Annotated in this window: 20 protein-coding genes; all 20 read left to right on the top strand. The window is 46.8% G+C overall.

All coding sequences use genetic code 11. The features are described from left to right. The 20 genes from atpA to TCA2_RS14715 all read left to right on the top strand — a co-directional run bounded on the left by atpA (nucleotide 1) and on the right by TCA2_RS14715 (nucleotide 26365). Entirely contained in the window at nucleotides 1-1515 is a 1515-nt protein-coding gene (atpA, locus tag TCA2_RS14820) for a F0F1 ATP synthase subunit alpha (protein ID WP_047912394.1), read from the top strand. Nucleotides 1516-1935: 420 nt separating this feature from the next. Continuing rightward, a complete protein-coding gene (atpG, locus tag TCA2_RS14810) occupies nucleotides 1936-2802 on the top strand; it encodes an ATP synthase F1 subunit gamma (RefSeq protein WP_047912392.1) in 867 nt (288 codons plus the stop codon). 113 nt (nucleotides 2803-2915) lie between these two features. Beyond that, a complete protein-coding gene (gene atpD / locus TCA2_RS14805; RefSeq protein ID WP_047912391.1) occupies nucleotides 2916-4322 on the top strand; it encodes a F0F1 ATP synthase subunit beta in 1407 nt (468 codons plus the stop codon). 75 nt (nucleotides 4323-4397) lie between these two features. After that, a complete protein-coding gene (locus tag TCA2_RS14800; RefSeq protein WP_047912390.1) occupies nucleotides 4398-4796 on the top strand; it encodes a F0F1 ATP synthase subunit epsilon in 399 nt (132 codons plus the stop codon). Nucleotides 4797-5086: 290 nt separating this feature from the next. Next, nucleotides 5087-5344, top strand: a complete 258-nt coding sequence (locus TCA2_RS14790) for a DUF1146 family protein (protein WP_047912388.1) — start codon at nucleotides 5087-5089, stop codon at nucleotides 5342-5344. A 553-nt stretch (nucleotides 5345-5897) separates the two neighbouring features. Next, entirely contained in the window at nucleotides 5898-7238 is a 1341-nt protein-coding gene (murA, locus tag TCA2_RS14785) for a UDP-N-acetylglucosamine 1-carboxyvinyltransferase (protein WP_047912387.1), read from the top strand. Nucleotides 7239-7651: 413 nt separating this feature from the next. Next, nucleotides 7652-9346, top strand: a complete 1695-nt coding sequence (gene spoIID, locus TCA2_RS26670; protein WP_238546404.1) for a stage II sporulation protein D — start codon at nucleotides 7652-7654, stop codon at nucleotides 9344-9346. Nucleotides 9347-9430: 84 nt separating this feature from the next. Then, nucleotides 9431-10174, top strand: coding sequence for a M23 family metallopeptidase (locus TCA2_RS14775; protein ID WP_047912386.1), 744 nt, complete (start codon nucleotides 9431-9433; stop codon nucleotides 10172-10174). Nucleotides 10175-10378: 204 nt separating this feature from the next. After that, entirely contained in the window at nucleotides 10379-10666 is a 288-nt protein-coding gene (gene spoIIID / locus TCA2_RS14770) for a sporulation transcriptional regulator SpoIIID (protein ID WP_047912385.1), read from the top strand. 315 nt (nucleotides 10667-10981) lie between these two features. Continuing rightward, nucleotides 10982-11980, top strand: a complete 999-nt coding sequence (locus TCA2_RS14765; protein ID WP_047912384.1) for a rod shape-determining protein — start codon at nucleotides 10982-10984, stop codon at nucleotides 11978-11980. Between the two features lie 109 nt (nucleotides 11981-12089). Further along, a complete protein-coding gene (locus TCA2_RS14760; protein ID WP_047912383.1) occupies nucleotides 12090-12974 on the top strand; it encodes a flagellar hook-basal body protein in 885 nt (294 codons plus the stop codon). 50 nt (nucleotides 12975-13024) lie between these two features. Further along, nucleotides 13025-13849, top strand: coding sequence for a flagellar hook-basal body protein (locus tag TCA2_RS14755; protein ID WP_047912382.1), 825 nt, complete (start codon nucleotides 13025-13027; stop codon nucleotides 13847-13849). Nucleotides 13850-13858: 9 nt separating this feature from the next. Beyond that, nucleotides 13859-14062, top strand: a complete 204-nt coding sequence (locus TCA2_RS14750; protein ID WP_047912518.1) for a DNA-directed RNA polymerase subunit beta — start codon at nucleotides 13859-13861, stop codon at nucleotides 14060-14062. 292 nt (nucleotides 14063-14354) lie between these two features. Further along, nucleotides 14355-14786 (top strand): 3-hydroxyacyl-ACP dehydratase FabZ, encoded by a 432-nt coding sequence (gene fabZ, locus TCA2_RS14745; protein ID WP_047912381.1) that lies wholly within the window; start codon nucleotides 14355-14357, stop codon nucleotides 14784-14786. Nucleotides 14787-14882: 96 nt separating this feature from the next. Beyond that, complete coding sequence (locus tag TCA2_RS14740; protein WP_047912380.1) at nucleotides 14883-16598, top strand: phospho-sugar mutase; 1716 nt, start codon at nucleotides 14883-14885, stop codon at nucleotides 16596-16598. 335 nt (nucleotides 16599-16933) lie between these two features. Continuing rightward, complete coding sequence (locus tag TCA2_RS14735) at nucleotides 16934-18952, top strand: DUF5693 family protein (protein ID WP_047912379.1); 2019 nt, start codon at nucleotides 16934-16936, stop codon at nucleotides 18950-18952. After that, a complete protein-coding gene (csaB, locus tag TCA2_RS14730) occupies nucleotides 18925-20097 on the top strand; it encodes a polysaccharide pyruvyl transferase CsaB (protein WP_047912378.1) in 1173 nt (390 codons plus the stop codon). The genes TCA2_RS14735 and csaB overlap by 28 nt, the downstream gene beginning before the upstream one ends. Before the next feature lie 222 nt (nucleotides 20098-20319). Next, nucleotides 20320-21021, top strand: a complete 702-nt coding sequence (locus tag TCA2_RS14725) for a WecB/TagA/CpsF family glycosyltransferase (RefSeq protein ID WP_152557764.1) — start codon at nucleotides 20320-20322, stop codon at nucleotides 21019-21021. Between the two features lie 160 nt (nucleotides 21022-21181). After that, complete coding sequence (locus TCA2_RS14720; protein ID WP_047912377.1) at nucleotides 21182-22306, top strand: glycosyltransferase family 4 protein; 1125 nt, start codon at nucleotides 21182-21184, stop codon at nucleotides 22304-22306. Nucleotides 22307-22468: 162 nt separating this feature from the next. Further along, nucleotides 22469-26365 (top strand): S-layer homology domain-containing protein, encoded by a 3897-nt coding sequence (locus tag TCA2_RS14715; RefSeq protein WP_047912376.1) that lies wholly within the window; start codon nucleotides 22469-22471, stop codon nucleotides 26363-26365. Nucleotides 26366-26391 lie beyond the last annotated feature (26 nt).

Raw genomic sequence — 26391 nt, 5'->3', positions numbered from 1 at the left:
TTGAGTATCAGACCTGAGGAAATCAGCACTTTAATTAAAAATCAGATCGAACAATACAAAACTGATATCGAAGTTAGCGAGGTTGGTTCTGTAATCGAAGTCGGGGACGGTATCGCCCGCGTATATGGACTCGAGAACGTAATGTCCGGTGAGCTCGTTGAATTCTCAACTGGCGTATTGGGTCTTGCACTGAACGTAGAAGAAAGTAACGTAGGTATCGTTATCTTGGGACCTTACACGGATATCCGTGAAGGCGATCAAGTGAAACGTACGGGTCAAATCATGCAGGTTCCTGTTGGTGAAGCCATGATCGGCCGTGTTGTTAACGCACTTGGAGAGCCTGTCGACGGTAAAGGTCCTATTGAAACAGATCAGTTCCGTCCAGTTGAGAACAAAGCTCCAGGCGTTATGGCACGTAAATCCGTTCATGAGCCAATGCAAACGGGTATCAAAGCGATTGATGCGATGGTTCCAATCGGCCGCGGTCAGCGTGAGCTTATCATTGGTGACCGTCAAACAGGTAAAACGGCGATCGCAATTGATGCCATCCTGAACCAAAAAGGCAACGGAATGAAATGTATTTATGTTGCGATTGGTCAGAAGCAGTCCACTGTTGCACAGGTTGTTGAAACATTGCGTCGTAACGGTGCAATGGAATACACAACAGTCGTTACTGCGTCTGCATCTGAGCCTTCACCGCTCTTGTACATTGCTCCATATGCAGGCTGCGCGATCGGTGAGTACTTCATGTATAAAGGTGAGCATGTTCTCGTAGTGTATGATGACTTGACTAAACAAGCATCTGCATACCGTGAGCTGTCCTTGCTGCTTCGTCGTCCTCCGGGCCGTGAAGCATATCCGGGTGACGTCTTCTATCTGCACTCCCGTTTGCTGGAGCGTGCAGCGAAGCTGAACGATGAGCTTGGCGGTGGTTCATTAACCGCTCTGCCGTTCATTGAAACACAAGCTTCTGACGTATCCGCTTATATTCCAACGAACGTAATCTCGATCACAGACGGTCAGATCTTCCTGGAAGCGGACTTGTTTAACGCAGGTCAACGTCCAGCGATCAACGTAGGTATCTCTGTATCCCGTGTCGGTGGTTCCGCTCAGATCAAAGCCATGAAGAAGGTAGCAGGTTCCCTGCGTCTAGACCTGGCTCAATATCGTGAGCTTCAAGCGTTCTCCCAATTCGGTTCTGACCTGGATAAATCAACACAGGCTCGTTTGAATCGTGGTGCACGCATGATGGAGATTCTGAAGCAGGATGTACACAAGCCGCTTGCGGTTGAACTGCAAGTTATCAGCTTGTATGCAGCGACGAAAGGCTACCTGGATGAAATCCCAGTTGGCGATGTAACTCGCTTCGAGAAGGAATTCCACAGCTTCATGGTAAGCAACAAGCCAGAAGTCCTGGAATCGATTCGTACAACTAAAGAAATTACAGCTGACAACGAAGCTGCATTGAAGGATTCAATCGAGACCTTCAGAAAGAGCTTTTCTACATCTGTATAAGTAGATCATTGCTCGCAGTGAGTTGATTGAGCTTATAAACTTTGTGCAAGCAGGCTGCGCGGCTAACGTACGCCGCAGCCTGCTTGCATAAAGACATATATATTTGAATGCAAACGGAATGGGTTTGACTCTGTCAAAACCTCAAGCTGATGCTTACGAAGTTAGTTTTGACTCCGTCAAAACTAAGTTAATGCTTACGATGCTAGTTTTTGACTCCGTCAAAAATTTTAAGGTTTATGCTTACGAAGTAAGTTTTGACTCCGTCAAAACTCTAAGGTTTATGCTTACGAAGTTAGTTTTGACTCCGTCAAAACTCTAAGGTTTATGCTTACGAAGTTAGTTTTGACTCCGTCAAAACTCTAAGGTTTATGCTTACGAAGTTAGTTTTGACTCCGTCAAAACTCTAAGGTGGTGAAAAAAATGGCAAAAGGCATGCGCGAAATCAAGCGCCAAATCAAAAGTGTACAAAGCACGAAGCAAATCACCAAAGCAATGGAGATGGTCGCCGCCTCCAAGCTAAGAAAAGCCCAGGAGAAAGCAGAAGCTGCTCGCCCATACTCCGAGAAACTTAAGGAAGTCGTAACAAGCATCGCATCTTCCTCCAATGAGGTCAGTCATCCGATGCTTGTCTCACGTCCGGTTAAGAAAACGGCTTATCTGATCATCACTTCAGACCGTGGTCTTGCGGGTGGATACAATGCCAACATCCTGCGTCAAGTCACACTTACCCTTAAAGAACGCCACTCATCCCAGGACGAGTATGTTCTCTATGTCATCGGAAGAAAGGGTCGGGATTACTTCAGACGCCGGGAGCAGGCCATTGAATTGGATGTAACGGATCTATCGGATTCGCCTTCTTTTGCAGACATCAAAACCATTGCCAACCAAGCTGTAAATGGATTTGAGGAAGGTAAGTTTGATGAGATTTATATCTGCTACAGCCGTTTTGTGAATGCACTTACTCAAGTTCCAACCGTTGAGAAGCTTCTGCCAATGGAAAGACCAGAGAAACAATCCACGGGTGCTTCTGCTCAATATGAGTATGAACCTTCTGCGGATGCTGTGCTGGAAGCTCTTCTTCCACGCTATGCAGAAACGTTGATCTATGGGGCGCTCTTGAACGGTAAAGCAAGTGAGCTCGGTGCCAAGATGACAGCCATGGGATCTGCGACGAAGAATGCCTCCAAGCTTATTGGAGAGCTGTCTCTTACGTATAACCGTGCTCGTCAGGCTGCAATCACGCAAGAGATTACGGAAATCGTTGCGGGAGCTAACGCTCAATCTTAAAGTCATGTACGGAATAATATAAATCGAAGGCTAATCAGGGCTTAATGTTAATGGAGAAATATCTATTTCTTTGGACTTTTGATCTGTTATAGCTTGTAGGAGGGAACTAAAAGATGAATAAAGGACGCGTTGTCAGCATACAGGGTGCGGTCGTTGACGTCGAGTTCGACCGCGGCGGACTCCCAGATATTAATAATGCGATTACGATCAACACAACTACAGACAGCGGCACTGAGATCAATCTGACTCTTGAAGCAGCAAAGCATCTTGGTGACAACCGTGTACGTTGTATTGCCATGTCTTCCACTGACGGTCTTGTACGTGGTATGGAAGCAGTGAACACTACACAAGCAATCTCCGTTCCTGTTGGTGAGGCTACTCTGGGACGTGTATTTAACGTACTGGGTGAGCCAATCGATAACGGAACAGCAATTGAAGCAACAGTTACTCGTAACCCGATTCACCGTCAAGCGCCTAAGTTTGAAGAATTGTCTACACAAGCAGAAATGCTTGAGACAGGAATCAAAGTAATCGACTTGCTTGCGCCTTATGCGAAGGGTGGTAAGATCGGTCTCTTCGGTGGTGCCGGTGTAGGTAAGACCGTTACAATTCAGGAGCTTATTAACAACATTGCGCAAGAGCACGGCGGTATCTCCGTATTTGCCGGTGTTGGTGAGCGTACACGTGAAGGTAATGACTTGTATCATGAAATGACGGACTCCGGCGTTATCAGCAAGACGGCGATGGTATTCGGTCAGATGAACGAGCCACCAGGCGCACGTCTTCGCGTAGCGTTGACTGGTCTTACAATGGCGGAGTACTTCCGTGATCAAGAAGGAAGAGACGTACTTCTCTTCGTCGATAACATCTTCCGCTTTACTCAAGCGGGTTCTGAAGTATCCGCACTTCTCGGCCGTATGCCGTCTGCGGTAGGTTACCAGCCTACACTTGCAACGGAAATGGGTCAATTGCAAGAGCGTATTACTTCCACGAAGACAGGTTCCGTTACTTCCATCCAGGCGATCTATGTACCTGCCGATGACTATACGGATCCGGCTCCAGCTACAACCTTTGCTCACTTGGATGCAACGACCAACCTTGAGCGTAAAATCTCTGAGATGGGTATCTATCCAGCGGTAGATCCTCTTGCTTCCAGCTCCCGTATTCTTACTCCGGACGTTGTGGGTGAAGAGCATTATAATGTGGCACAAGGCGTTAAACGTATCTTGGCTCGTTATAATGAGCTTCAAGACATCATTGCGATCCTAGGTATGGACGAGCTTAGTGAAGAAGATAAAATGCTCGTTGCACGTGCACGTAAAATTCAACGTTTCTTGTCCCAGCCGTTCCACGTAGCAGAAGCATTTAACGGTATTCCGGGTAAATATGTTCCTGTTAAAGAAACAGTACGCAGCTTTAAAGAAATCCTCGACGGTAAGTACGATCATCTTCCGGAAGCTGCATTCTTGTTCGTGGGTACTATTGAAGAAGCTGTAGAAAAAGCAAAATCAATGGAATAGTTCTTAAGCCTTAGAACTAATGATCCACACATGAAGTGAACTATCCCTTGCGGATAGTGTTCAGGAGGGATGACAGTGAGCACCTTTTTATTAGAAATCGTAACTCCGGAGCGACTCATCTACTCTGAACAGGCTGACAGTCTGGTTGTTCGAGGTCTGGAGGGAGAACTGGGGATTTTACCTGGTCACGTACCCTTCGTGACTCCATTGCAGATTGCCCCTGTAACGATTAAAGCGAACGGTAAAGAGCAAAGAATCGCCGTTGCCGGTGGATTTGTTGAAGTTCGCAAAGAGAAGGTCGTTATTCTGGCTGAAAGTGCGGAGCTGGCTAATGAGATCGATGTTGATCGTGCAAGAGCTGCGAAAGAGCGTGCAGAAACACGTCTCTCGAGCAATCGGGATCAATATGATCACAGACGTGCTGAGCTTGCACTGCAAAAAGCCATGAACCGGCTTAAAGTTTCCGGTCAGTAATCATAAGTAGAATGAAGCTTGAGATCATTCTAAAAATAGATGAACTGAAGAAGGATCTGAGGCATGAATATGTCCCAGATCCTTCTTTTATTTTTGATATTATTTCCGAGGAAATGACAGAGAATTACCCGGACAAACAGGAAATGTGTCTGAAAGAGAACAATTTTGACGGAGGTGACGTATATTGGCAGTCAGATATGATATTTGGCATGTTGACAAGGGGGCGTCTACCGACTATGATTTCTCAGTGTGTGATTTTCTGATGTTATGATAAAGGCGGAGGGTAGGATATGGATCAATTAGTGAACGACCAGCTTAATCAAGCGGTTAGTGTGAATGGTCTGGTAGCGATGATCGTTTCACTCGCCTGTGTTGCCTTAGCTTGGTGGTCATTACAGCATCTGAAATTGGATTTGTTCGTACGTCACCCGCAGAGTCCTCAAGCAAGGATGCTGCAGCTGTTAATCGCAATCGTCATTGGTCATTTCGTGTCTGAGTTCATACTGAAGTATTTGAGTTGGACTCAAATGCTGAGATATCTGTTCTAGTGAATTTACATAAATTCACTTAGCAAAATCGATTTCATAACTTAAATTAGGAAATTGATTCAGCCCGGAGCATTACCATAAAGCAAGGTAAAGAATAATTTTATAAAAATCTTGTTTTAAAGATATATAAAGCTGGTTAATCTCTGTTAGGCAAGAACAACACGGCTTTTGTCGAATAACATCATGTATTTATGTGAACAATGAAAGTAATAAGTGTCCCTGTAAAATAAGGGTCAAACAAGTGTTAATGGAAGCCGGAGCTAGAATATTCTGCCTTATATGAAAAAATGCTTGTCTCCTTTATTTATCAGGTGGTATGATGGAATTTAGGGGATTAGCGAATGACTCGCTTTTTCTTCGATTTGTAGTGTAGTTACGATAAAATTATTCTAATAACAATGAAAACGATTCTTTTCTGAAGAAAGACATCTTGACGAACATTAAGTAATGATGTCGAATTTTCCGATTCATTCGGGCAAGCAACGGATGATCTGTTTTACAGGATCTAAGATTGTAAGCAGAAAAGGGAAAAAAACGCGCGGAGGGAACCATGATGAGCAAATTTATCGTCCGCGGAGGCAAGAGATTGACCGGAAGTGTCAAAGTCAGCGGCGCTAAAAATTCAGTTCTTCCGATCATCGCCGCCTCTCTCTTAGGGGAAGAAGGAGTAAGCACAATTATTGATGCGCCTCCTCTCGACGATGTGATGACAATTAACAAAGTACTGGAATCGCTAGGAGCGGAAGTACAATACCAGGATGAGGTAATTACCGTAAATGCAACGAAACTAACTTCGTGCGAGGCCCCTTACGAATGGGTTACGAAAATGCGGGCTTCCTTTTTAGTTATGGGTCCTTTGCTAACTCGGATGGGTTATACAAAAATATCTTTACCAGGCGGATGCGCCATTGGTACTCGCCCGATTGACCAGCATCTCAAAGGGTTTGAAGCGATGGGTGCAGAAATCAGTCTAGGTCAAGGTTATATAGAAGCACGTTCTAACGGCAAGCTGCGCGGAGCTAAGATTTATCTGGACGTAGCCAGTGTTGGCGCGACAGAGAATATCATGATGGCAGCTACACTTGCTGAAGGAACAACGACGATTGAGAATGCGGCAAAAGAGCCTGAGATCGTTGATCTAGCGAACTACCTCAATGGAATGGGAGCTAAAGTCCGCGGTGCGGGTACAGGCGTCATTCGTATTGATGGAGTTGACAAACTTCACGGCGTGAAGCACACCGTAATTCCTGACCGGATTGAAGCAGGTACGTATATGGCGGCTGCTGCTATTACAGGCGGCGACGTTTATGTCGAGGGAGCGATCTCGGATCACCTCGGTCCTGTCATCTCCAAGATGGAAGAAATGGGCGTAACGATTATTCCTGATGAGAATGGTGTTCGTGTGATTGCGGACGGCCCTCTCAAAGCTGTGGATGTCAAAACCTTACCATACCCAGGTTTCCCTACAGATATGCAGTCGCAAATGATGGCGCTCTTGCTTAAATCTGAAGGAACCAGTGTTGTAACGGAAACGGTGTTTGAGAATCGCTTTATGCATGTCGATGAGTTTAATCTGATGAATGCCGAAATTAAAGTAGAAGGTCGTTCTTCTATTATTACAGGCGGTGCTAAGCTGACCGGAGCCAAAGTTACATCGACGGACCTGCGTGCAGGGGCTGCTCTGATCTTGGCTGGCTTAATTGCTGACGGTACAACAGAAGTCGGTGGTGTACATCATATCGATCGTGGCTATGTTCATTTGGCTGAGAAGCTGAATGGCCTTGGTGCTGACATTTACCGTGTATCTGTGGAAGAGCCGAAGCTGGAGAACAAGGCAAGCGAGAAGAAGGCGGAAGAAACACCTCTCTTCAAAGTTCAATCCAGCTTAGCTTAAGGATAGTACAAATATATGCAACAGTGTGTTCGAACAGAGAACCAGGCTCCTAGCAGCCTTGGTTCTTTTTTTTATCTTTATCGTCTTCGAAGTAAGTTACTAAAAGCGTAATTCTACGAACTTGGTAGCTGCAAGGATGAGAGCCTGTGATCACTACTATTAGTAGCAGCTTCTAATATGAAGCAGTAACCATTCCTATATTGAGAATTTGAGATTGTTTATAATGACAGGCGGGAAGCGCGTTTGCGGGTTGGTTATGCTGTACATTCACTCTCTAATGATCTGCTAGTATCTTCATTTCGATTCTCTTATTTAGTTCTATCAGATGGTGGGGACTCATATGTATATTCTATGAAGTCTCTACGAGCCTTGGTTGAAACATGCAGGCAAATAGAACGGAGGGAAACGCGAAGATGAGCAAGATACGCAGCAATGCATCTTATAAGAAAGAACGAGTTCGCACTTATCGAAGAAGCCGGATCGTCCGAATCCCATGGCCAGATCCCCGTTCTGTTGATTCTAATTCGACAGAACAGGAAATGGCGGGGATTACTCCGTACATCATCTCAAAAAAGAAGCAGAACGAACCTGATCCCAACGCTGACTCTACATTAATAGATATCAACAGGATACAGAAAAAAGAAGAGAGCAAAATGCTAAAGAATCCGAATCATCAGATTACAGCTGCTGAGAAGTCGCCCGTCAAGCATGACTTCACTGAGAAGCATGCAGGACATCAATCAGGGAGCATGCAGACGGCCTCTGTCAGAAACAAGCTGCCTGAGGTGTTTTTCTTCGGTACGGCAGAGAAATCTGCGGCAGGATCGGAATCGGAGGCAGAGCAAGGAGGTAAGTTGCAGCCAGGGGTGGAGCCGCAGCCGGATCGTTCGCAGGCTGCTCACGAAGAGGACGGGCCGGCTCCCGCCACGGCCCGTTACGTCTGGCGCCGCGGCAGCAGCCCGCGGCGCCCTCCTCGGCGGCGCTTCGCACCTGCCGCCGGCCTCGCGGGGCTGGCCCTCACCGCACTGCTGATTCCAGCAGTGCTCGCTTGGCCCCGCGAGGGAACTCCGCCGCAGCCAGCGCCAGCGGCGGAGCAAACCGCGCCTCCCGCCGGCAGCAGCACCGGTGGGAAGGCGCCGCAGGAGTCAGCAGCTCCGCCGGCTGCCTCAGCGCCGGATACACCTGGATCGGCCGTTACGCAGCCGGCCCAGGTGTATCCCGAACCCATGGTGCGCGTCTACCTGAAGGAGACGGGCACCATTGATACGGTGACGCTGGAACAGTACGTCACCGGGGTGCTGGCGGCCGAAATGCCTTCGGACTTCGGCCTCGAGGCGTTGAAGGCGCAGGCCATTGCCGCGCGCACTTATATCGTGAAGCGTCTCGCCGCAGGCGATGCCAGCGGCGTTCCGGTCAGCGGCGCCGATGTCACGGATACCGTGGATCACCAGGTTTATCATCCGTACGGCGGTCTGGAGGACAAGTGGGCCGAGCTTGGCAAGCAAGAGGAATGGGCCAAGCTGGAGCAGGCTGTAAGGGAGAGCAAGGATTCGATTATGACATACAAAGGACAGCCGATTACGGCCTCCTTCTTCTCCACCAGCAATGGATACACAGAGAACTCCGAGGAAGTGTGGCAGGAGGCGGTTCCTTACCTTCGAAGCGTGGCCAGTCCATGGGATGCCAAGATTGCACCTGGATTCCAAGAGAGTGTGACGATGACACGTGTGGAATTTATGAATAAGCTGAATGTCATTCCGGATCCGGTACCGGTGTCTACGAATAACACAGGGGCCAAGCCTTTTATCGAAGTCATCTCTAAGACCGAGGGGAATCGGATCAAAGAGATTCGGGTAGGCAGCAAGATTTTCTCCGGACAAGATATAAGAGAGCTGCTAGGGCTCAGATCTAGTGAGTTCAAATGGTCTACCAAAGGAAATGAGATTACGATCACGACGATCGGCTACGGACATGGCGTAGGCATGAGCCAGTGGGGAGCAAACGGCATGGCCTTGGAAGGATATACAGCAACAGAGATTCTCAAACACTACTATACCGGGATATCGTTCGGACGAGCTTCTGAGCTCTTATATAACGAGAAATCCTGAACTCTCAAAAAATTTCATAAATATTTTAATAGGCGAGTATAAAAGAGTTGCGCCCGGTAACACTTGTTACTGAGGTGATAGAATATGAATGAACAAAACAAAAATCAGAACCAAGAAGATGCTCCAAAATCCAATCAAGGAGCACAAAGTTCACAACCTTCATCCTGGAAAAGGCTGTTGTCCAAACGGTGGGTATACCCGGCAGCTTACATTGCCGCAGCAGCTATTATACTAACTTTAGTGTGGGTCTACCAGGACACAACCAGACAATCTCTAGTGAATGAGACCGTAAATGAGGTTTCAGAAACAGGAGAATCGGTTCCTACCACTGGAGTGAATCTAGAAGAAGAGCCTGCTAGCAGCGGTGAAGGAGAAGGTACAGCCGAGAATCTCGCATGGCCGGTTGCAAGCCCAGCTGATGTAAGTGTCGTGAAGCCTTTCTATGATTCAGAAGCATCGAGTGAAGAAAAAGCAAGTGCATTGCTAGAGTATGACCAAACGTTTTTTGCCAATGTCGGTATTGACCTCGCAAGAGCAGATGATCAGAGCTTTGAAGTCAAAGCAGCAATGAGCGGTACGGTAACTCGTGTTGAAACACATCCGTTAAACGGAATGGTCGTTGAAATTACACATGACAACGATTTGAAGACGGTATACCAAAGCTTGTCTAACGTAACAGTGAAACAGGATGACAAGGTTAAACAAGGTGATATCATTGCCTCATCCGGAACCAGCGAGCTGAAGAAGGATCTTGGCAATCACGTACACTTTGAAGTGTTCGAAGCAGGAAAACCGGTTAATCCAGAACAGTACCTGCCACAAAAATAAGAAAAGTTCTATCTTTAATAAAGCAGCGGGGAAACCCGCTGTTTTTTCTTTTTTGCCGCTTAAATCGCGGAAATGGACAAACCTGTGGATAATGAAAATGAAAATAAATCCATCCGCCGAAGCTTGTCACCCTTTGAAACCGTGAATATCTAGGCACGCCCCTCATATAATGTACCAAACTATCCACAGTAGGGAGGCGGGAGCGTGCACGATTACATCAAGGAACGGACCATTAAGATTGGACGCTGCATCGTTGAGACGAGGCATACGGTCCGGACGATCGCCAAAGAATTTGGCGTTTCAAAGAGCACGGTGCATAAGGATTTGACCGAACGGCTGCCGGAAATCAACCCTGATCTTGCCGATCAGGTAAAGCACATTCTGGAGTATCATAAATCCATCCGTCATTTGCGGGGAGGAGAAGCCACCAAGATCAAATATAAGAAATCGAGCGGCAAAAAACGGGAGGTGCTCGCCTCCAGCAAATCTTGAGATCACCCTGCTTAAGATAGGACCAGAAGCATACAAATGCATTGAATACCTCCCCTGAAGTATGATATGTTAAAAGATGGGATTACGTCGAAATATGACTAGTATACGATTGAACTTTCACATAAAGTTGCTGTCTTTTGTCGAACAATAGCTATATGAGGGATTAAGCATTCATTTGGATCATTCGAGTGGTGCAAGATTCGATATGCAGCAAACAACGTATTTTCATGAGGATTTTGCATAAATCCATTCGTTAACCCTTCAACTTATGCAAAATCCCGGACCTATAAAATATCACTTTGGGGGCTCTTTTATATGTTTAGCAAGGATATCGGCATTGATCTTGGCACAGCAAATGTGCTTATTCACGTGAAAGGAAGCGGAGTTGTGCTTGACGAGCCTTCTGTCGTTACGATTGAGAGCGGGTCCAAGAGAGTCCTCGCCGTTGGAGAAGAAGCAAGACGCATGGTGGGGCGCACACCTGGGAACATCGTGGCCATCCGGCCTTTGCGTGACGGGGTCATTGCTGATTTTGATATTACCGAAACGATGCTTAAATATTTCATCCATCGGGTTGGCGGCAAGAATTGGTACAGCCGTCCCCGTATTTTAATATGTGCACCAACCAATATCACTTCTGTAGAACAGAAGGCAATTCGTGAAGCGGCAGAACGCAGTGGGGCGAAGGAAGTATTTCTGGAGGAGGAGCCCAAAGCAGCAGCCATTGGCGCAGGCATGAACATCTATGAGCCGAGCGGAAATATGGTCGTCGATATTGGCGGGGGGACAACGGATGTTGCTGTGCTGTCCATGGGTGAGATTGTTACCTCTTCTTCTATTAAAATGGCGGGGGACAAGTTTGACGAAGCGATACTGAAGTATATCAAAAATAAGTACAAGCTCCTGATCGGAGAACGGACGGCAGAGCATATTAAGATGATGATCGGTACGGTACATCCGAATGGGGAGCAGGCGGAGCTCGATATTCGCGGACGGGACATGGTCAGCGGCTTGCCGAAGACGATTATGGTTACATCAGGTGAGGTTCAGGAGGCATTGTCCGACCCTGTAGAATGGATTGTCGCCTCTGCCAAATCGGTACTGGAGCAGACTCCGCCTGAACTGGCAGCGGATATCATTGATCGTGGAGTGATTTTGACCGGTGGAGGTGCACTGCTTAAAGGATTGGACGAGCTGCTCGCGGAAGAGCTCAGAGTTCCGGTTCTGGTGGCGGAGGATCCGATGCACTGTGTCGTCAAGGGGACGGGCCTGATGCTCAATCATTTGGATCGTTCCCTTAAGAAAAAGTTCTAATCTGCCGATATAGCAATAAGCAGTACATAAATTAAATTGAGAACTTATCAAACAGCTGGTCTTTAGATGATATATACAAATATGCTGACAGCATGAAGGAGGAGTAAGGTTGATTCGAGGTCTTTATACAGCGGCAGCCGGAATGGTAGCCCAGCAGCGCAGACATGATACCGTGACGCAAAATATCGCCAACTTGAATACAACAGGATACAAGCAGGTGGAGAGCGTGAACCGTTCTTTTCCTGAAATGCTCTTGGAGCGGACAGGAGATGCTTCCTCACCCGGTAATAAGAAGGTAGGTCTGCTCAACACAGGCGTATATGCGGAGGAGAGCTTGTATTCGAATATCCAAGGAGCACTCACGCCAATGGAGAATAATATGGATTTTGCGCTGTATTCCGATCTGAATGTGATGGACCCGAATACAGGCCAGGCCGTACCTTTTGATGCGTCAGGTAAATATATTAGCGATAACGGCAGCGTTATCTATCAGCCGCAGGCTTTTTTCACCGTCCAGGACAGTGAAGGCAATGTTAAATATACACGGAATGGTGAATTTAGTGTGGATGCTGAAGGCAGGCTTCTTAGTGCAACCGGCTACGAAGTGCTGTCAGATAATGGCGAGCCGATTGTGTTGACAGGATCCGTAAATCAATTTAAAGTGGACGAGCAAGGACGTCTGGTGAATGCCGTGAACGGCACCCCTGCTGGGCTTAGTCTAGGAATTTCCATTATTGATCAGCCTCACCAGCTTGTCAGAGAAGGTAATGGTAACTTTGCACTGGATCCTTCAGGTGAAGGAGCGGTAAGGCAGCTGGCAGAAGAGGATAATGTACAGGTTCAGCAAGGATTTCTGGAGCAGTCTACGGTGGATGCATCTCAGTCTATGGTTGATATGATGGCGGCGCTGCGACTGTATGAAGCCAATCAGAAGGTAATACAATTTTATGATAAAAGCCTGGAAAAGGCTGTGAATGAGATTGGCCGTGTCTAAATCGATGTGGCTAGAGCTTTACATATCTCTTAAGTTTGGGGGGATAATTTATGAATAATTCGATGATAAGTGCACTCGTATCTATGCAAAGTCTGCAGCAGCGCCTGAATGTAATTGCCGATAACGTGGCGAATGTGGATACGGTGGGATATAAGAGCAAACAGGCTTCTTTTGAAGATGTACTGACCACGTTTCAGGAGCAGGCTTCACCACTGAACCGGGATGGCCGTGCTACGCCGCTGGGCTTTACGCAGGGCTATGGCATTCAGATGGTTTCACTTGCGCAGGATATGACGCAGGGCGAAATGAATGCAACAGGCAATCCGACCGATCTGGCTATTGAAGGCAATGCACTGTTCGCAGTTGACGTGAACGGAGAGAAGGCCTGGACCCGTGCAGGGAATTTTCAATTTGTACCCGACCCGGCAGATCAAGACCGGATGAGACTTGTTACTGCTGAAGGGTATGCTGTACTCGGCAGAGACGGAGAAGGGATTACCGCACCGGTGAATTCATCTGCTGCTGTGGATGCAAGCGGGAATTTGCTGGTCCGTATAGGTAACTCACCTAACGCAGCGATTGCAGGTCAGCTGCAATTTGTTGAGCCGATGAGACCGGAGGGGCTCTCTGCAAGCGCGGACAACCTCTATGCACTAGCACCGGGTGCGACGGAAGCAGAGGTCTTTGGAGAGAATGCAGCGGCTCGTGTTCCTGCGGGTGCCTCCATTCGTTCCGGTTACCTGGAGACTTCGAATGTGGATCTGACCGCGGAGATGACCAAGATGCTGGAGGTACAGCGCACATACCAGCTGGCTGCGCGTGCACTCAGCTCCAGTGATACGATGCTAAATCTCGCGAATAATATGAGGGCATAGGTGAACGTAATGACTCAAGAAGATACAGCTGTGGTGAAGAAGAAAGGATCCGGGAAGAAGGTCCTGCGCTGGTTGCTCATCCCTATGCTGCTCATTCTGGCACTTGTCGGCGGTATGATTGCGGGTTATGTCGTCGTTGGCGGGCAGGATATCGGCTCAGCCTTTGATTATCGTACCTGGAAGCATATTTTTGATCTGGTATTTGCACCATAGACGGTTAACATTTAAAATACGGGAAGCTCCTGTTTAGCAGGAGTTTTCTTTTTGTTCCCGAAAAATGTATAATGATGGGGGACTTTGTGCGTAAAGCAAGTGCTCCATTTAACAACAACAAAAAAGGGCTTCTCTATAGCAGGGCAAGCAGCCCATAAGGCTGTTTACGGTTCTGCAAGCGGTAGAGAAACCCCTTATCTTAACCTTCACTACTGCAGATGATGAAGGATAAGAATAGTTTTGACGAGAAGCTGAGATGTTATGCATAGAATGGAAGGAGTTTTACCAAAGAATGCTGGATATTAATCAAATTCAAGAGATTATTCCACACCGTCCTCCGTTTTTGCTGGTGGACAAGATCGTGGAGATGGAAGAGGGCAAGCGTGCCGTTGGCATCAAGAATGTGACCATGAACGAACCGTTTTTTACAGGCCACTTTCCTGGTTATCCGGTGATGCCGGGTGTGCTGATTACCGAAGCACTGGCTCAGGTCGGAGCGGTTGCCATTCTTAACGTCGAGGCCAACAAGGGCAAGATCGGATTTTTGGCTGGACTGGATAATTTCCGTTTCCGCGGACAAGTTGTGCCTGGCGATACGCTGGAGCTTGAGGTGGAGATTACCCGTCTGAAGGGCTCCATTGGCAAGGGAAAAGCAACGGCTCGGGTGGAAGGCAAAGTGGTTGCTGAAGGCGAAATCATGTTTGCGTTATCAGATCCTAGGTAAATTGGTTAATGATTATATAGTAATAGCAGCTCTAATGGTTGTACTTACTGGATAAACACATAGAGAAAATAATGATCATGGCCGGAGGGAGAAATGATGGTAATGTTAAGTGAAACAGCAGAACGCAGTTTGAATCAATGGCTCGCGGATCCTTCAATCGATGAGGAGACGAAGCAGGAGCTTAAAGAGCTCTCGAATGACACTACAGAATTGGAGGACCGCTTCTACCGAGAGCTTGAATTTGGTACAGGGGGTCTCCGTGGTGTCATTGGAGCCGGAAGCAACCGCATGAACCGATATACGGTTGGTAAAGCGACGCAAGGATTTGCCAAATATATTCTTGAACAGCATCAAGGCGAAGGTCAGCCTTCTGTGGTCATTGCACATGATTCACGTCACTTCTCACCTGAATTTGCCCTGGAGGCTGCGCTGGTGCTTGCAGCGAATGGGATTGTTGCTAAATTGTATCCATCACTGCGCCCTACGCCGCAGCTGTCTTTTAGCGTAAGACATCTTGCTGCAACGGGCGGTATTGTCGTAACAGCGAGCCACAATCCGCCGGAATATAACGGCTATAAAGTGTACAATGCCTCAGGTGGACAGCTGGTACCGGACGAAGCAGAACGTGTCATCAGCTACATACAGGAGATTTCCTCACTTCGTGAAGTGAAGAAGCTGAGCCAGGCTGAAGCCGAGGCTGAAGGACTGTTGGTATGGCTTGGCGAAGCGGAGGATGAAGCGTTTATTGAAACGGTTGCTTCCGTAAGCTTGAACCGTGATCGCATCGCTTCCGAATATGCGAAGGATTTCAACATTGTATTCACGCCGCTGCACGGGACAGGCCATCATCCGGTTCGTCAGGTGCTGGAGCGGATCGGGTTTACGAACCTGCATATTGTACCTGAGCAGGCAGAGCCGGATGCCGAGTTCTCAACGGTGAAATCTCCAAACCCGGAGGAGCGTGAAGCCTTCACCCTGGCGATTGAGCTTGGAGAACAAGTTGGAGCGGATATTCTGATTGGTACCGACCCCGATGCAGATCGGATGGGAGCGGTTGTGAAGGATAAGAACAAAAAATACTTCGTACTGTCCGGCAATCAATCCGGCGCGATTATGACCCATTACCTGCTCAGTCAGATGAAGGAGCGGGGAGAGCTGCCTTCGAACGGTGCGGTCGTCAAGACGATTGTAACGAGTGAGATGGGGGCGGTAATTGCCGAGCATTACGGTGCACAGGTGTTTAATACACTGACCGGATTCAAATATATCGGTGAGAAGATGGATGCTTTTGAAGCGACGGGCAGCCATACGTATCTGTTCGGCTATGAAGAGAGCTACGGCTATCTTGCCGGCAATTATGCGAGAGATAAGGATGCAGTCCTTGCAGCGATGCTGATCTGTGAAGCGGCGGCTTATTACAAAGCCCAGGGCAAGACGCTGTACGATGTACTGCAGGAGCTGTACGAGCAGTTCGGCTACTTCCTTGAAGCACTGCAATCGAGAACCTTGAAAGGGAAAGACGGCGTAGCGCAAATCCAGTCCAAAATGACAGATTGGCGTACATCCCCGCCTGATGAGGTTGCAGGCATCAGAGTGACAGAGATGCAGGATTACTCCAAAGGCCTGAACGGCCTGCCAAAAGAAAATGTACTGAAATTCATCCTTGAGGATGGATCCTGGTTCTGTCTACGTCCATCAGGGACGGAGCCGAAGATTAAGGTTTATTTTGCGGTACAGGGTACTTCTTATGAAGATGCACAAGCACGGATTGATCGTTTGATTGAAGCTGTCATGGCACGTGTGGATGCATAAGTTCAAGGAGTTAACGAGTTAACATAAGCAAGACTTAATTGTAGAGAGCCTTTCCGCACCGTTACGGGTTGTTTGGCGGAAAGGCTCTTCCTATGTCAGCAGATTGTAAGTTTGAATGAGAAGGAGAATTTTTTGGTTCCTTAGGGCATGATATGGAATGTATAAAAATAGGAGGTCATTTTTCAACCCTATACACTTATTACCCTCCATCGTAACGATGTATCATGCGATTATAGAAATGGATCAACTTTATTTTCTTCAGCTGAATTCATTCCCTTTATTTCTACCGTCTCTATTCATTATCTTTAATTTATTTTGTTTAGGAGGTACTTTTTGTGCGTCAAAAATGGCAGTATTGGAACACCGTATCCCGAAAATGGCTCTGGATCCTTGTTATCATCGGACTCGTTGCCTCGATTCCCATCATTGCGGATCGTGTGAAGACTGAATCAAGCGCGAAGAACGTGGAGCTTGCGTTCGATTATCGGGATCTTGTCGAAGTCGCAGCTTATCAGGTGCACCCACAGGATTTTATTGACCAGAAGCTGACTGAGCTGAAGGATGCGGGTGTCATCACGATGGCAGTATACGAGAGCACACTGGAAGAATTCCGCAAGTCAGAGAGAATTACAATCTATGACAGTGTACAAGCGGCCAACCTGACAGGCCAAATCCCACCGGTTAATGAGAACTATACGTATATTCTCTTCACATCGGATGAGAGCCGGGAGGTGTTGTCTCCAATTATCGAGGATACCTTCGAAAGACTCGATATTCCCGTGAATCCATGGACCTATTTGAATGAACAAGGACTGGTTCTTCAGACGCCGACCGAAAATGCGAAGCTGAAGCCGATGCTTCCTGATCCTATTGCGATGGCGGACCTCCATGAGCGTGGCTTTAACATTATGCCTCGTCTGGGAGATGCACTGCCGTATGATCAAGAAGCAGCTGCTGCGATGATGGAGACCTTTGAGCAATATGGTGTATCGCGGATCTTGTTTGATGGTGATAAAGTTAAGGGCTATAACGATAATGAAGACATGAAGAGTCTGTCTGCCTTTGCAGAACTAATGAACAAGCATGGGATCGGGCTTGCTGCCATCGAGAATCTGAAGAAGCCTCAGAGCGGATTCAGCACGCTTGCCTACCTGACGGATTATAATGTCACTCGTCTATATTCGCTCAGTGAATCGGATGCGAATCTGGATGTGAACGTGATCTCAGATCGATTCGCACTGGCAACGAAGGATCGGAACATCCGAATGCTGTACCTGAATGCCGCTCCGGCAAGAAGTGCACTTACGGCCCAAGTAACGGATCCTTTGGATAACCTGATGGATGCATTAGGTGAAGAAGGAAATGCGGTTCAGCGAATGGAAGACAACGGTTTTGTCATGGGCAAGGCAGAGCCATTTAATGTTGCAGAAACAGGCGGTGAGAGATACTTTAAGGCCGTCGTCGTTGTCGGCAGCGTGGCGATGATTGCGCTGATGATATCCTACTTTATTCCGTTCCTGACCTTGCCGGCCTTTATTCTCGGACTGATTGGAAGTGCTGGACTGTTCCTACTGAGACCCACTCTGCTTGAACAAGCGTTGGCTCTCTTGGCTGCGATCAGTGCACCAACCGTTGCGATGATCCTTGCGGTAAGAAAGATCAATGCTGCACAGGTGAGGACGCCTGACTTATCGGTGAAGAGCCGGTTATCGAAGAGCATCCTGCTGTATGTATGGACATCCATTCTGTCCTTCGTTGGTGTTCCGTTCATGGTTGCACTGCTTAACAACATTACGTATTCACTCGTCATCGATCAATTTAGAGGCGTAAGCATACTGTACTCCGGACCTGTTTTGCTCGTAGCTATCTATGTATTTTTCTACCTGAAGTCGATGTCAGTCGCTTCAATTCGCCAATTGCTGAACCGGCCGATCACGATTTTGATGATAGTGGCAGTGGGTATTGTCGGTGTGGTAGGCTATTACTATATGACTCGAACTGGGAACGCCGGAACGGTACTGCCGTTTGAAGCACAGCTGCGTACTTTCCTTGAGAATACGTTCGGCGTACGTCCGCGTAACAAGGAATTCCTGCTGGGCCATCCGATGTTCGTTGTAGGAGCATTTATTGCTCTTAAATATCGTCATGGGATTTACTTGCTAATTATTGCAGCCATTGCACAGCTATCTATGGTGGGCACATTCGCTCACATTCATACACCGGTGCATCTATCGCTAATTCGCGGACTGATTGGCCTCGGACTGGGACTGATTGTTGGACTGATTGCAATACTGGTGTGGCAAGTTCTGGAAGGATGTTGGAAAAAATGGTCACCAATACTACTAAGAAAATAGTTATCTCAGGTTATTACGGCTTTCGAAACAGCGGCGATGAAGCTGTACTTAAGTCGATCCTCACGGCACTCGCGGAACAGAGTCAGCGTACGTCGATTGAAATCGAGCCTATCGTCTTATCAGGCGATCCTGAATGGACACAGCAGACATATGGGGTGAGATCTGTACATCGGATGAAGCTTGGAGAAGTTCGACGCGCAATTAAGGAGAGCGACGGCCTGATCAGCGGAGGCGGCAGCTTGCTGCAGGATGCTACCGGCTGGAAGTCCATTCCTTATTATTTGGGGATTCTTAAGCTGGCACAGAATATGAAGAAGCCAACGTTTATTTATGCGCAGGGCGTAGGGCCTGTACACCGGAAGATTTTTCACCCGATGATCCGTGGTGTCTTTAAGCACTGTGAATATATTTCCGTACGTGATGAGGATTCAGCCAAGCTCATTCAGAGCTATGGAATTCAGTGGAATGATGTCAAAGTCGTGCCTGACCCTGTCATGGGACTGCCTCTGCCGGATGAATCTAAGGTGAAGAAGGCTGCTACGTATGGTGGGGGAAGCGCTAGAAGAACAACACCAAAGCAGGAAGAGGAAGAACTGCCTGTGATCGGGGTCTCGGTTCGTTTCTGGGACAAGGAGAGAAGAGAACTGGATGCCATCGCCGAAGGGCTGAAGAAGCTGGCGGAGCAGCGCAAGGTTCATATCCGTCTGCTTCCGTTCCATCTTCCTACGGATGAGGAAGCCTCCGCTTATGTGAAGAAGAAGATCGGACATTTGAATGGGACAGGCAGCAAGGTGAGTACCTGTTCCCAGCAGACCGATCCGCAGATGATGCTGCTGGAGGTATCCCGCTGTAAGCTCCTCCTCGGGATGCGTCTGCACAGTCTGATCTATGCTGCATCACAGCGAGTACCGCTCGCAGGTGTATCTTATGATCCGAAGATTGATGCATTTCTGCAGCGTCTGCACAGTGAGCCTGTCGGCAGCACCGATTCGCTGGATGCAGACAAGCTTCTGGCTACACTTAAGGACATGCTGGATTCTCATGCAGAATGGCTTGCTGACAAGGAAGAGGCGATCGCTGCCCTGAAAGAGCAAGCTCAGGAGCCTGCAGCTCACATTCTAAAATTTCTTAGCGGCAAAGGATGATTGAACGTCATGACAGAGCGTAAGGAAGAGGTGCCGGTGGTACCGACAGATGGTGTACAGTCAAGCGTGCCAACAGAAAAGGCAGGTTCAACTCAGGTAAATGAGGGATCTGTGTCAACGGCATCAAGAGCATCAACAGCAAGTACAGTCTCGACAGCAGCAACAGAGCCGAACGCACGTACAGTGCCAACGGTGCCGATCTTCGGTATTCCTTTTTCGCGAATGAACATGAAGGACACCGTGGCTTATTTAACAGAAACGATTCAAGCAGGCAAGCCGCATCAGATCATTACTGGGAATCCCATTATGGTTATGGCTGCACTGAATGACCCAAAATATATGGAAATTATGAAATCCGCTGAACTGATCGTTCCCGATGGGACCGGCGTGGTTTGGGCAGCTGAATACTGCGGTGTTCCTGTAGCCGAGCGTGTCGCCGGATTTGATCTGTTACATGAACTCATGCGTGTTGGTGAATCCTATCAGTGGAGAGTGTTTTTGCTCGGTTCTACAGGAGAAGTGATTCAAGAGACAGCAAGCAGGTTACAAGAGCAATATCCTGGCATCGTGGTGTGCGGATATCGCGATGGCTTCTTCGGTGAGTCCGAGGATCCGGAAGTCATTGAGCAGATTCGTGCAGCTGAGCCGCACCTGCTGTTTGTAGCACGTGGCGCGGATACCCAGGAGCCATGGATCGGTAAATATAAGGAGCAGCTTGGCGTTCCACTCATGATGGGCGTGGGCGGCAGCTTCGATATTATTTCCGGCAGATCCAAGCGAGCGCCAGTTGTATTCCAGAAGCTCAGAGCAGAATGGCTGTACCGGCTGCTCAAGGAACCGAAGCGAGCCAAGCGAATGCTTGCCTTGCCGCAGTTCGTATTGAAAGTGAAACGAGAGAAAGAAAATGTGACGAAAACAGTGTAAACAGCGTGTAAATACAGGAAGATCTGTTAAAAACAATGCTTTTTGCTAGAAAAAAAGAATAGTAATTCAGAGGTCAAGAGAGTATAATGCTGTTCAGTTGGGTCATGGACAGATTTGTGAAGGATTCTTTGTTTTTAAAAATTGGGGGTTGAATGAACAAATGTTAGAGTTCTATATCTTGGGATTTATCGTGGCTCTTGGACTTGCGGTTGGATTGACGCCTCTTGTGAAGAAGTTTGCGGTAAATGTAGGAGCTGTTGATGTGCCTGATGCACGCAAGGTTCATACCAAGATTATGCCTAGACTCGGTGGTCTCGGTATTTTTCTTGCTTTTATGGTCACGATGCTGGCGCTACTTCCGTTTGTTTCGGAATACTTCACTGCAAGAGATTCCCGATTCATCCAAGCCTTTATGATTGGCGGTACAATGATTGCCCTGATTGGTGCGCTAGATGATCGGTTCCAATTGTCGGCCAAGGTCAAATTTTTAGCTCAGATTATTACGGCGTGTGTCGTTGTGTTCGGATTTCAGATCCGTATAGATTTTGTAAATATTCCTTTTGCTGATGCTTACTCATCACTCGAACTATGGATTTCGATTCCACTTACGATCTTCTGGATTGTGGGTGTGACGAATGCGATTAACTTGATCGACGGACTCGACGGTCTTGCCGCGGGTGTGTCTGCCATTGCGATTGGTACGATTGCGGTCATGTCCTTTATTATGGGGAATTTCACGACTGCACTCATCTGTCTTGTGCTGCTTGGCAGCATTATCGGATTCTTGTTCTTTAACTTTCATCCGGCCAAGATCTTCATGGGAGATACAGGATCACTGTTCCTAGGCTTCAGTCTTGCGATGCTCTCGCTTCTTGGATTTAAGCAGATTGCTGTCGTATCCCTGATCACACCGCTGATCATTATCGCTGTACCATTATCTGATACGCTCTTTGCGATTCTTCGCCGCTTCCTGAACAAGAAGCCGATATTCGCACCGGATAAAGGTCACTTGCATCACCGTCTACGTGAGCTTGGTTTCAGTCACCGTCAAACGGTGCTTATCATTTACGGCATTGCCGCATTCTTCGGCGTACTTGCCGTGATCCAGTCTTCTGCAGCAATGCATGAAGCCAACTGGGTTACGTTTGTGGTGATCTGTGTCATGATGTTCTTCCTGCAGATCGGTGCAGAAGTCATCGGTTTGATTGATAAAACCAAACGTCCGCTGATCAACTTCTTCATGAAGCTGAGAGTGAAGGCATCCGAGTCTCGTACGAAATCTTAAATGAAATGAACAGTTATTATATAATCTATAATTTAAACCTTTGAACTACTATTAACCAGCCTTGTTCCTGTTTAGGGAATAAGGCTTTTTTTGTTGAAACTTCTTCATATTTAAGGAGGCCTGTCCGATATAAGAGGTAACTAATTTTAAAGGAGAGATTATATGCAGCGCATCAAACGGCCGATGGTATGGCTGCTGTTAGTAACACTTATTGTTTCACTGTTCCCCCCAGGTTTGGTTAATAAGGCAGAGGCAGCTGATAATGTATCTACGAGTTATTTTGCTCCGGATATCGAGACTCTAAAGAACACAGTTCAGTTGAAGCTCGAAGGAACGGATAAATTACTGAGTAGAGAGAATGCATATAAAGTAACAGAGAAAATGCTGACAGCAACGGGTACGTACACCAAAGTTACAGGCTCTACACTCAGTGCCAGCATTCAGCAACTAACATGGGATCCACTTACTTCGAAGTGGACACGTGATACTTCCAAAGTAACTCCAGGTACCATCCAGCTTGATCTGGACAGTCCGGAGAATCGTTTTACTTCTACACTTACACTGTATCCAGGCATGAATGAAATTACTTTCTCTGGAACACAAGGCAATATGACTCGGTCAGAGAGCTTCTATGTATTGTTTGACCAGGTTCCATATGTAGAGAGCCTAAGTGTACTAGGGTTGTCCCAACCAGTAACCTTGAACGAGGGAACTCAGGTGGTTATCCCGAGAAAGGATATTACCCTTCAAGGTAAAATACAAAATGCGACGAGAGCAACGGTAGCACTGAATGGCGGATCAGCACTAGCGACGACGTTATTGTCAGATGGAACGTTCTACTCTCCACAACTATCACTAAATCCAGGACTGAACAGTATCGTTCTTGTTATTGAGAATGGTTCAGATCGGATTACGGTAAATCATTCGTTGTATTATTTTGATACTAGCAATCCGATTGTTTCTATGTACTTGGCAGATTCAAGTCTTAATGCAAATAATCTATTAACAGGAACACCGACATGGACAGGAGCGGAAGATACAGCGACATTGTATGTACAGGCTTTGGTTCCCGATGAAGGAGATGCTGTGAGTAAGTCAATCAAGCTAAATGGCCTTGATGTAACTCCCGTATATTTCTCTTCCCTGTCACTAGACAGCTCAGGCAAGCTGGTCACTGCAGGCAATAGCGATGTTGTCATTCAAGGTGTTGAAGGAGCGACCTCCGCTTACCGATTAATTACTTTTGCAATTCAGAACTTTCCTTTTCTTGATGATGCAAATGGAACGACAGCAAGAAGTCAAAGACACTCCTTAAATATCACTTACGGCTCGACAATGGTAAACAAGGCGGCTAATTTCAATTTTGCTCAAGGAGAAGTTGTAATCAGTCAGCTGTATCACTTGAACGGCTACACGGTTGGTACAGATGGTAAGGCTACTTATTCCAAACAGAATCTCAACGGAGCAAATGTGGATTCTAGTGATTTCTACATTTCCGTTAAGACAAATTCTCCTGTTGCTACACCTAGCTCTTTATCAGCTAAATATTTGCCTGTGGGCAGCAATATGACGATCAATTATGTAGGTCCGGTGGAAGGTTCAACTACCGAGTATATTTATAGAATTTCTGGCTTCCAAAACGGGAATCAAACTGTTCGCTTCCAATACACTGGTTCCTCCCAGTATAAGGACGCGGTCATTTCATTTGTCTCCAAGACTTACATTTATGTCTCCAACCTGACGGACGGACAGACGGTGACCATTGATTCGAATGAGACAACGAACCTGCAGGTTTCTGGGGAGTACATCGGGTTTGATCTTAGCAGTACGGCTTTCAAAGGAGAAGTATTCGTAAACGGAACAACTCCAGCCAGTGTTGGAACTACATGGCTGACCAATGGGAAGTTTAATTTGAATCTGCAGGTCAATGCTGACACAGGACCTTTATATTATGGTGAGAACCGAATTGTATTTACCGGAACTGTAGCAGATGATAACAACCAGTACCGAGTTGTACGAAAAGAAATCCGGGTCTATATTCTGGACGAGAATATTTCAAACATTGATAAATTTCAGCCAGCTGTAGGCAATAATAGAGTTACTTTCCCGCTGGAATATACAGATAATGAACAATGGGCAAAGATTTTTAACCTGACTCCTGATTTCATTTATAATGGCGGTACGTATACAACAAGTCTTCAGCAGCATGATATCGTCATTCGTGGTAATGGAGCATCCAAGGTAAACTTGAATTTGGGATCGCAAAATTTATTCTCACTAGATGTCACAGATACAGTAATCAAGCAGACAAACGAATTTACTTATAATAATAAGACTTATGCATACGAGTACTTTGGCAGCACGGCTGAATTTGTGATCCGTGTGCAGAACTTGCCTGCCGAAACGCCTGGAACTTATGTATATAATCTTGAATTGATTAATAGTACAGGTGCGAAGACAAGTCAGCAGCTCCAGCTAGTTCGTGAGGTTAAGCCTTATCGATTGCTAGCACCACAGCCAACGGTTGATGGAGCATATGTTGTGAACAAGAACTTTGTTCGCTTTGATATTGAAGCTGAAGGTGCCACTGAAGTATTGATTGATGGAGAGCCAGCTGTAAAGAGAACAGATCTAGGTGATGATCGTTTCTTGTATGATTATGTAGGTCTCAAGCAAGACAGAGCTAATGATATTGATATTGAGATTGTACGTGGAAGTACAACACTTGAAGATACGATATCGGTGTATTACACAGGTGCAGTAGCTGTAGATTCCCAGTACATGGCTCCTAAAGTAGCTAATAAATACAGTGTATTTAACAAAAGCTTAGAGCTTGAGTTTCCAAAGGGAACCATTATGCAATCGACGGATACAAGAGGAATTAACAAATACTATCCTACAACACAGCTGCTATTCGGTCTCGCAGATCCAAAAGACGGTGTAGTGGAACGTAGAAATGATTATGGTAACATTATCGGTTTCCCGAATAACGGTCTTTCTGCGGATGAAACAGGATTGCCGGTATGGGATATTCCGGATGAGTACTTCTTGCGATTCGGATCTTCCTCTGGAGATAAACAGAACTTTACGACGATCTCTAATGTTTACTGGATCAGTGGAGGACTCGGGGAACGTGGAACATTAGGTTCTGCAGATTACTTGCCGCCTACAAATGGACTTGCACCATATTCAATTGAAGGTTTGTATGGTGATCCGACAATTGCAGCTGAACGTGAGGTTACTCCATCCCAGCGTGGTGAACTGACACTTACTTATAACAGTAGCGTGGTTGATGAAGTGGGTTCCACAATCACCGTATTTAAATATACATCTGATCGTGAGTGGGTAAATGTAGGCGGTATTGTTAATGCGAAGAACCATACAATTACTATTCCCTTTGATGAGTTTGGCTATTATGTGGTTATGAAGCTTAGTCGCAGTTATACAGATATTACGAATCATAGCTGGGCCCGAAACGTTTTGAACGCGATGTATTCTAAAGGCTTGATGGAGAATATCCGATTTGATCAGTTTGGTACTGACGATCGCACATCACGCGGTGAATTCGCTACATTGCTCGTTAAGGGTATGAATCTGCCTCTGAACTACGACAATAATCAAACATTCGTGGATCTGGTGCCTGGAGCACGAAGCGAAACATGGGATTATGAGCATATTGAAACAGCAGCAAGAGCAGGAATTGTAACGGGATTAACGGAAGGCGTATTTGCACCGAGCCAGCCTCTGACTCGTGAGCAAGCGGCTGTCATGATCGCCCGCGCAATGAAGCTCAAACTAGCTGCTAATGACAGCAAGCTTACGGACAATCTTGCGAAGCTGTATGTGGATTCCGGCAGTATTAACTATTATGCGAAGCCTGCAGTCCTTGCAGTAAACAAAGCAAAGATTATGACAGGGAATGCAATTACGGTTGCAGGACAGAGTAAACAGCAGTACAGTTTTAATCCGCAGGGCTTCCTGACACGTGCAGAAGCAGCGAAAATCGCTGTGGAGCTGTTCAAAAAGAGTAATAAACTTTTTCCAAATAATTTAAGCTAAAATCGTTTAACAGAGATAGAACTGCT

The organism is Paenibacillus sp. TCA20 (genome assembly GCF_000732325.1).
Classification (GTDB): domain Bacteria; phylum Bacillota; class Bacilli; order Paenibacillales; family Paenibacillaceae; genus Paenibacillus; species Paenibacillus urinalis.
This window is presented reverse-complemented; position numbering and strand designations above follow the sequence as displayed.

What these genes read in the sequence shown, in the direction of transcription:
- atpG (WP_047912392.1), top strand. Translation starts at nt 1,936, where the DNA reads ATGGCAAAAGGCATGCGCGAAATCAAGCGCCAAATCAAAAGTGTACAA.
- atpD (WP_047912391.1), top strand. Translation starts at nt 2,916, where the DNA reads ATGAATAAAGGACGCGTTGTCAGCATACAGGGTGCGGTCGTTGACGTC.
- TCA2_RS14790 (WP_047912388.1), top strand. Translation starts at nt 5,087, where the DNA reads ATGGATCAATTAGTGAACGACCAGCTTAATCAAGCGGTTAGTGTGAAT.
- murA (WP_047912387.1), top strand. Translation starts at nt 5,898, where the DNA reads ATGAGCAAATTTATCGTCCGCGGAGGCAAGAGATTGACCGGAAGTGTC.
- spoIID (WP_238546404.1), top strand. Translation starts at nt 7,652, where the DNA reads ATGAGCAAGATACGCAGCAATGCATCTTATAAGAAAGAACGAGTTCGC.
- TCA2_RS14775 (WP_047912386.1), top strand. Translation starts at nt 9,431, where the DNA reads ATGAATGAACAAAACAAAAATCAGAACCAAGAAGATGCTCCAAAATCC.
- TCA2_RS14765 (WP_047912384.1), top strand. Translation starts at nt 10,982, where the DNA reads ATGTTTAGCAAGGATATCGGCATTGATCTTGGCACAGCAAATGTGCTT.
- TCA2_RS14755 (WP_047912382.1), top strand. Translation starts at nt 13,025, where the DNA reads ATGAATAATTCGATGATAAGTGCACTCGTATCTATGCAAAGTCTGCAG.
- TCA2_RS14750 (WP_047912518.1), top strand. Translation starts at nt 13,859, where the DNA reads ATGACTCAAGAAGATACAGCTGTGGTGAAGAAGAAAGGATCCGGGAAG.
- fabZ (WP_047912381.1), top strand. Translation starts at nt 14,355, where the DNA reads ATGCTGGATATTAATCAAATTCAAGAGATTATTCCACACCGTCCTCCG.
- TCA2_RS14740 (WP_047912380.1), top strand. Translation starts at nt 14,883, where the DNA reads ATGGTAATGTTAAGTGAAACAGCAGAACGCAGTTTGAATCAATGGCTC.
- csaB (WP_047912378.1), top strand. Translation starts at nt 18,925, where the DNA reads ATGGTCACCAATACTACTAAGAAAATAGTTATCTCAGGTTATTACGGC.
- TCA2_RS14725 (WP_152557764.1), top strand. Translation starts at nt 20,320, where the DNA reads ATGAACATGAAGGACACCGTGGCTTATTTAACAGAAACGATTCAAGCA.
- TCA2_RS14720 (WP_047912377.1), top strand. Translation starts at nt 21,182, where the DNA reads ATGTTAGAGTTCTATATCTTGGGATTTATCGTGGCTCTTGGACTTGCG.
- TCA2_RS14715 (WP_047912376.1), top strand. Translation starts at nt 22,469, where the DNA reads ATGCAGCGCATCAAACGGCCGATGGTATGGCTGCTGTTAGTAACACTT.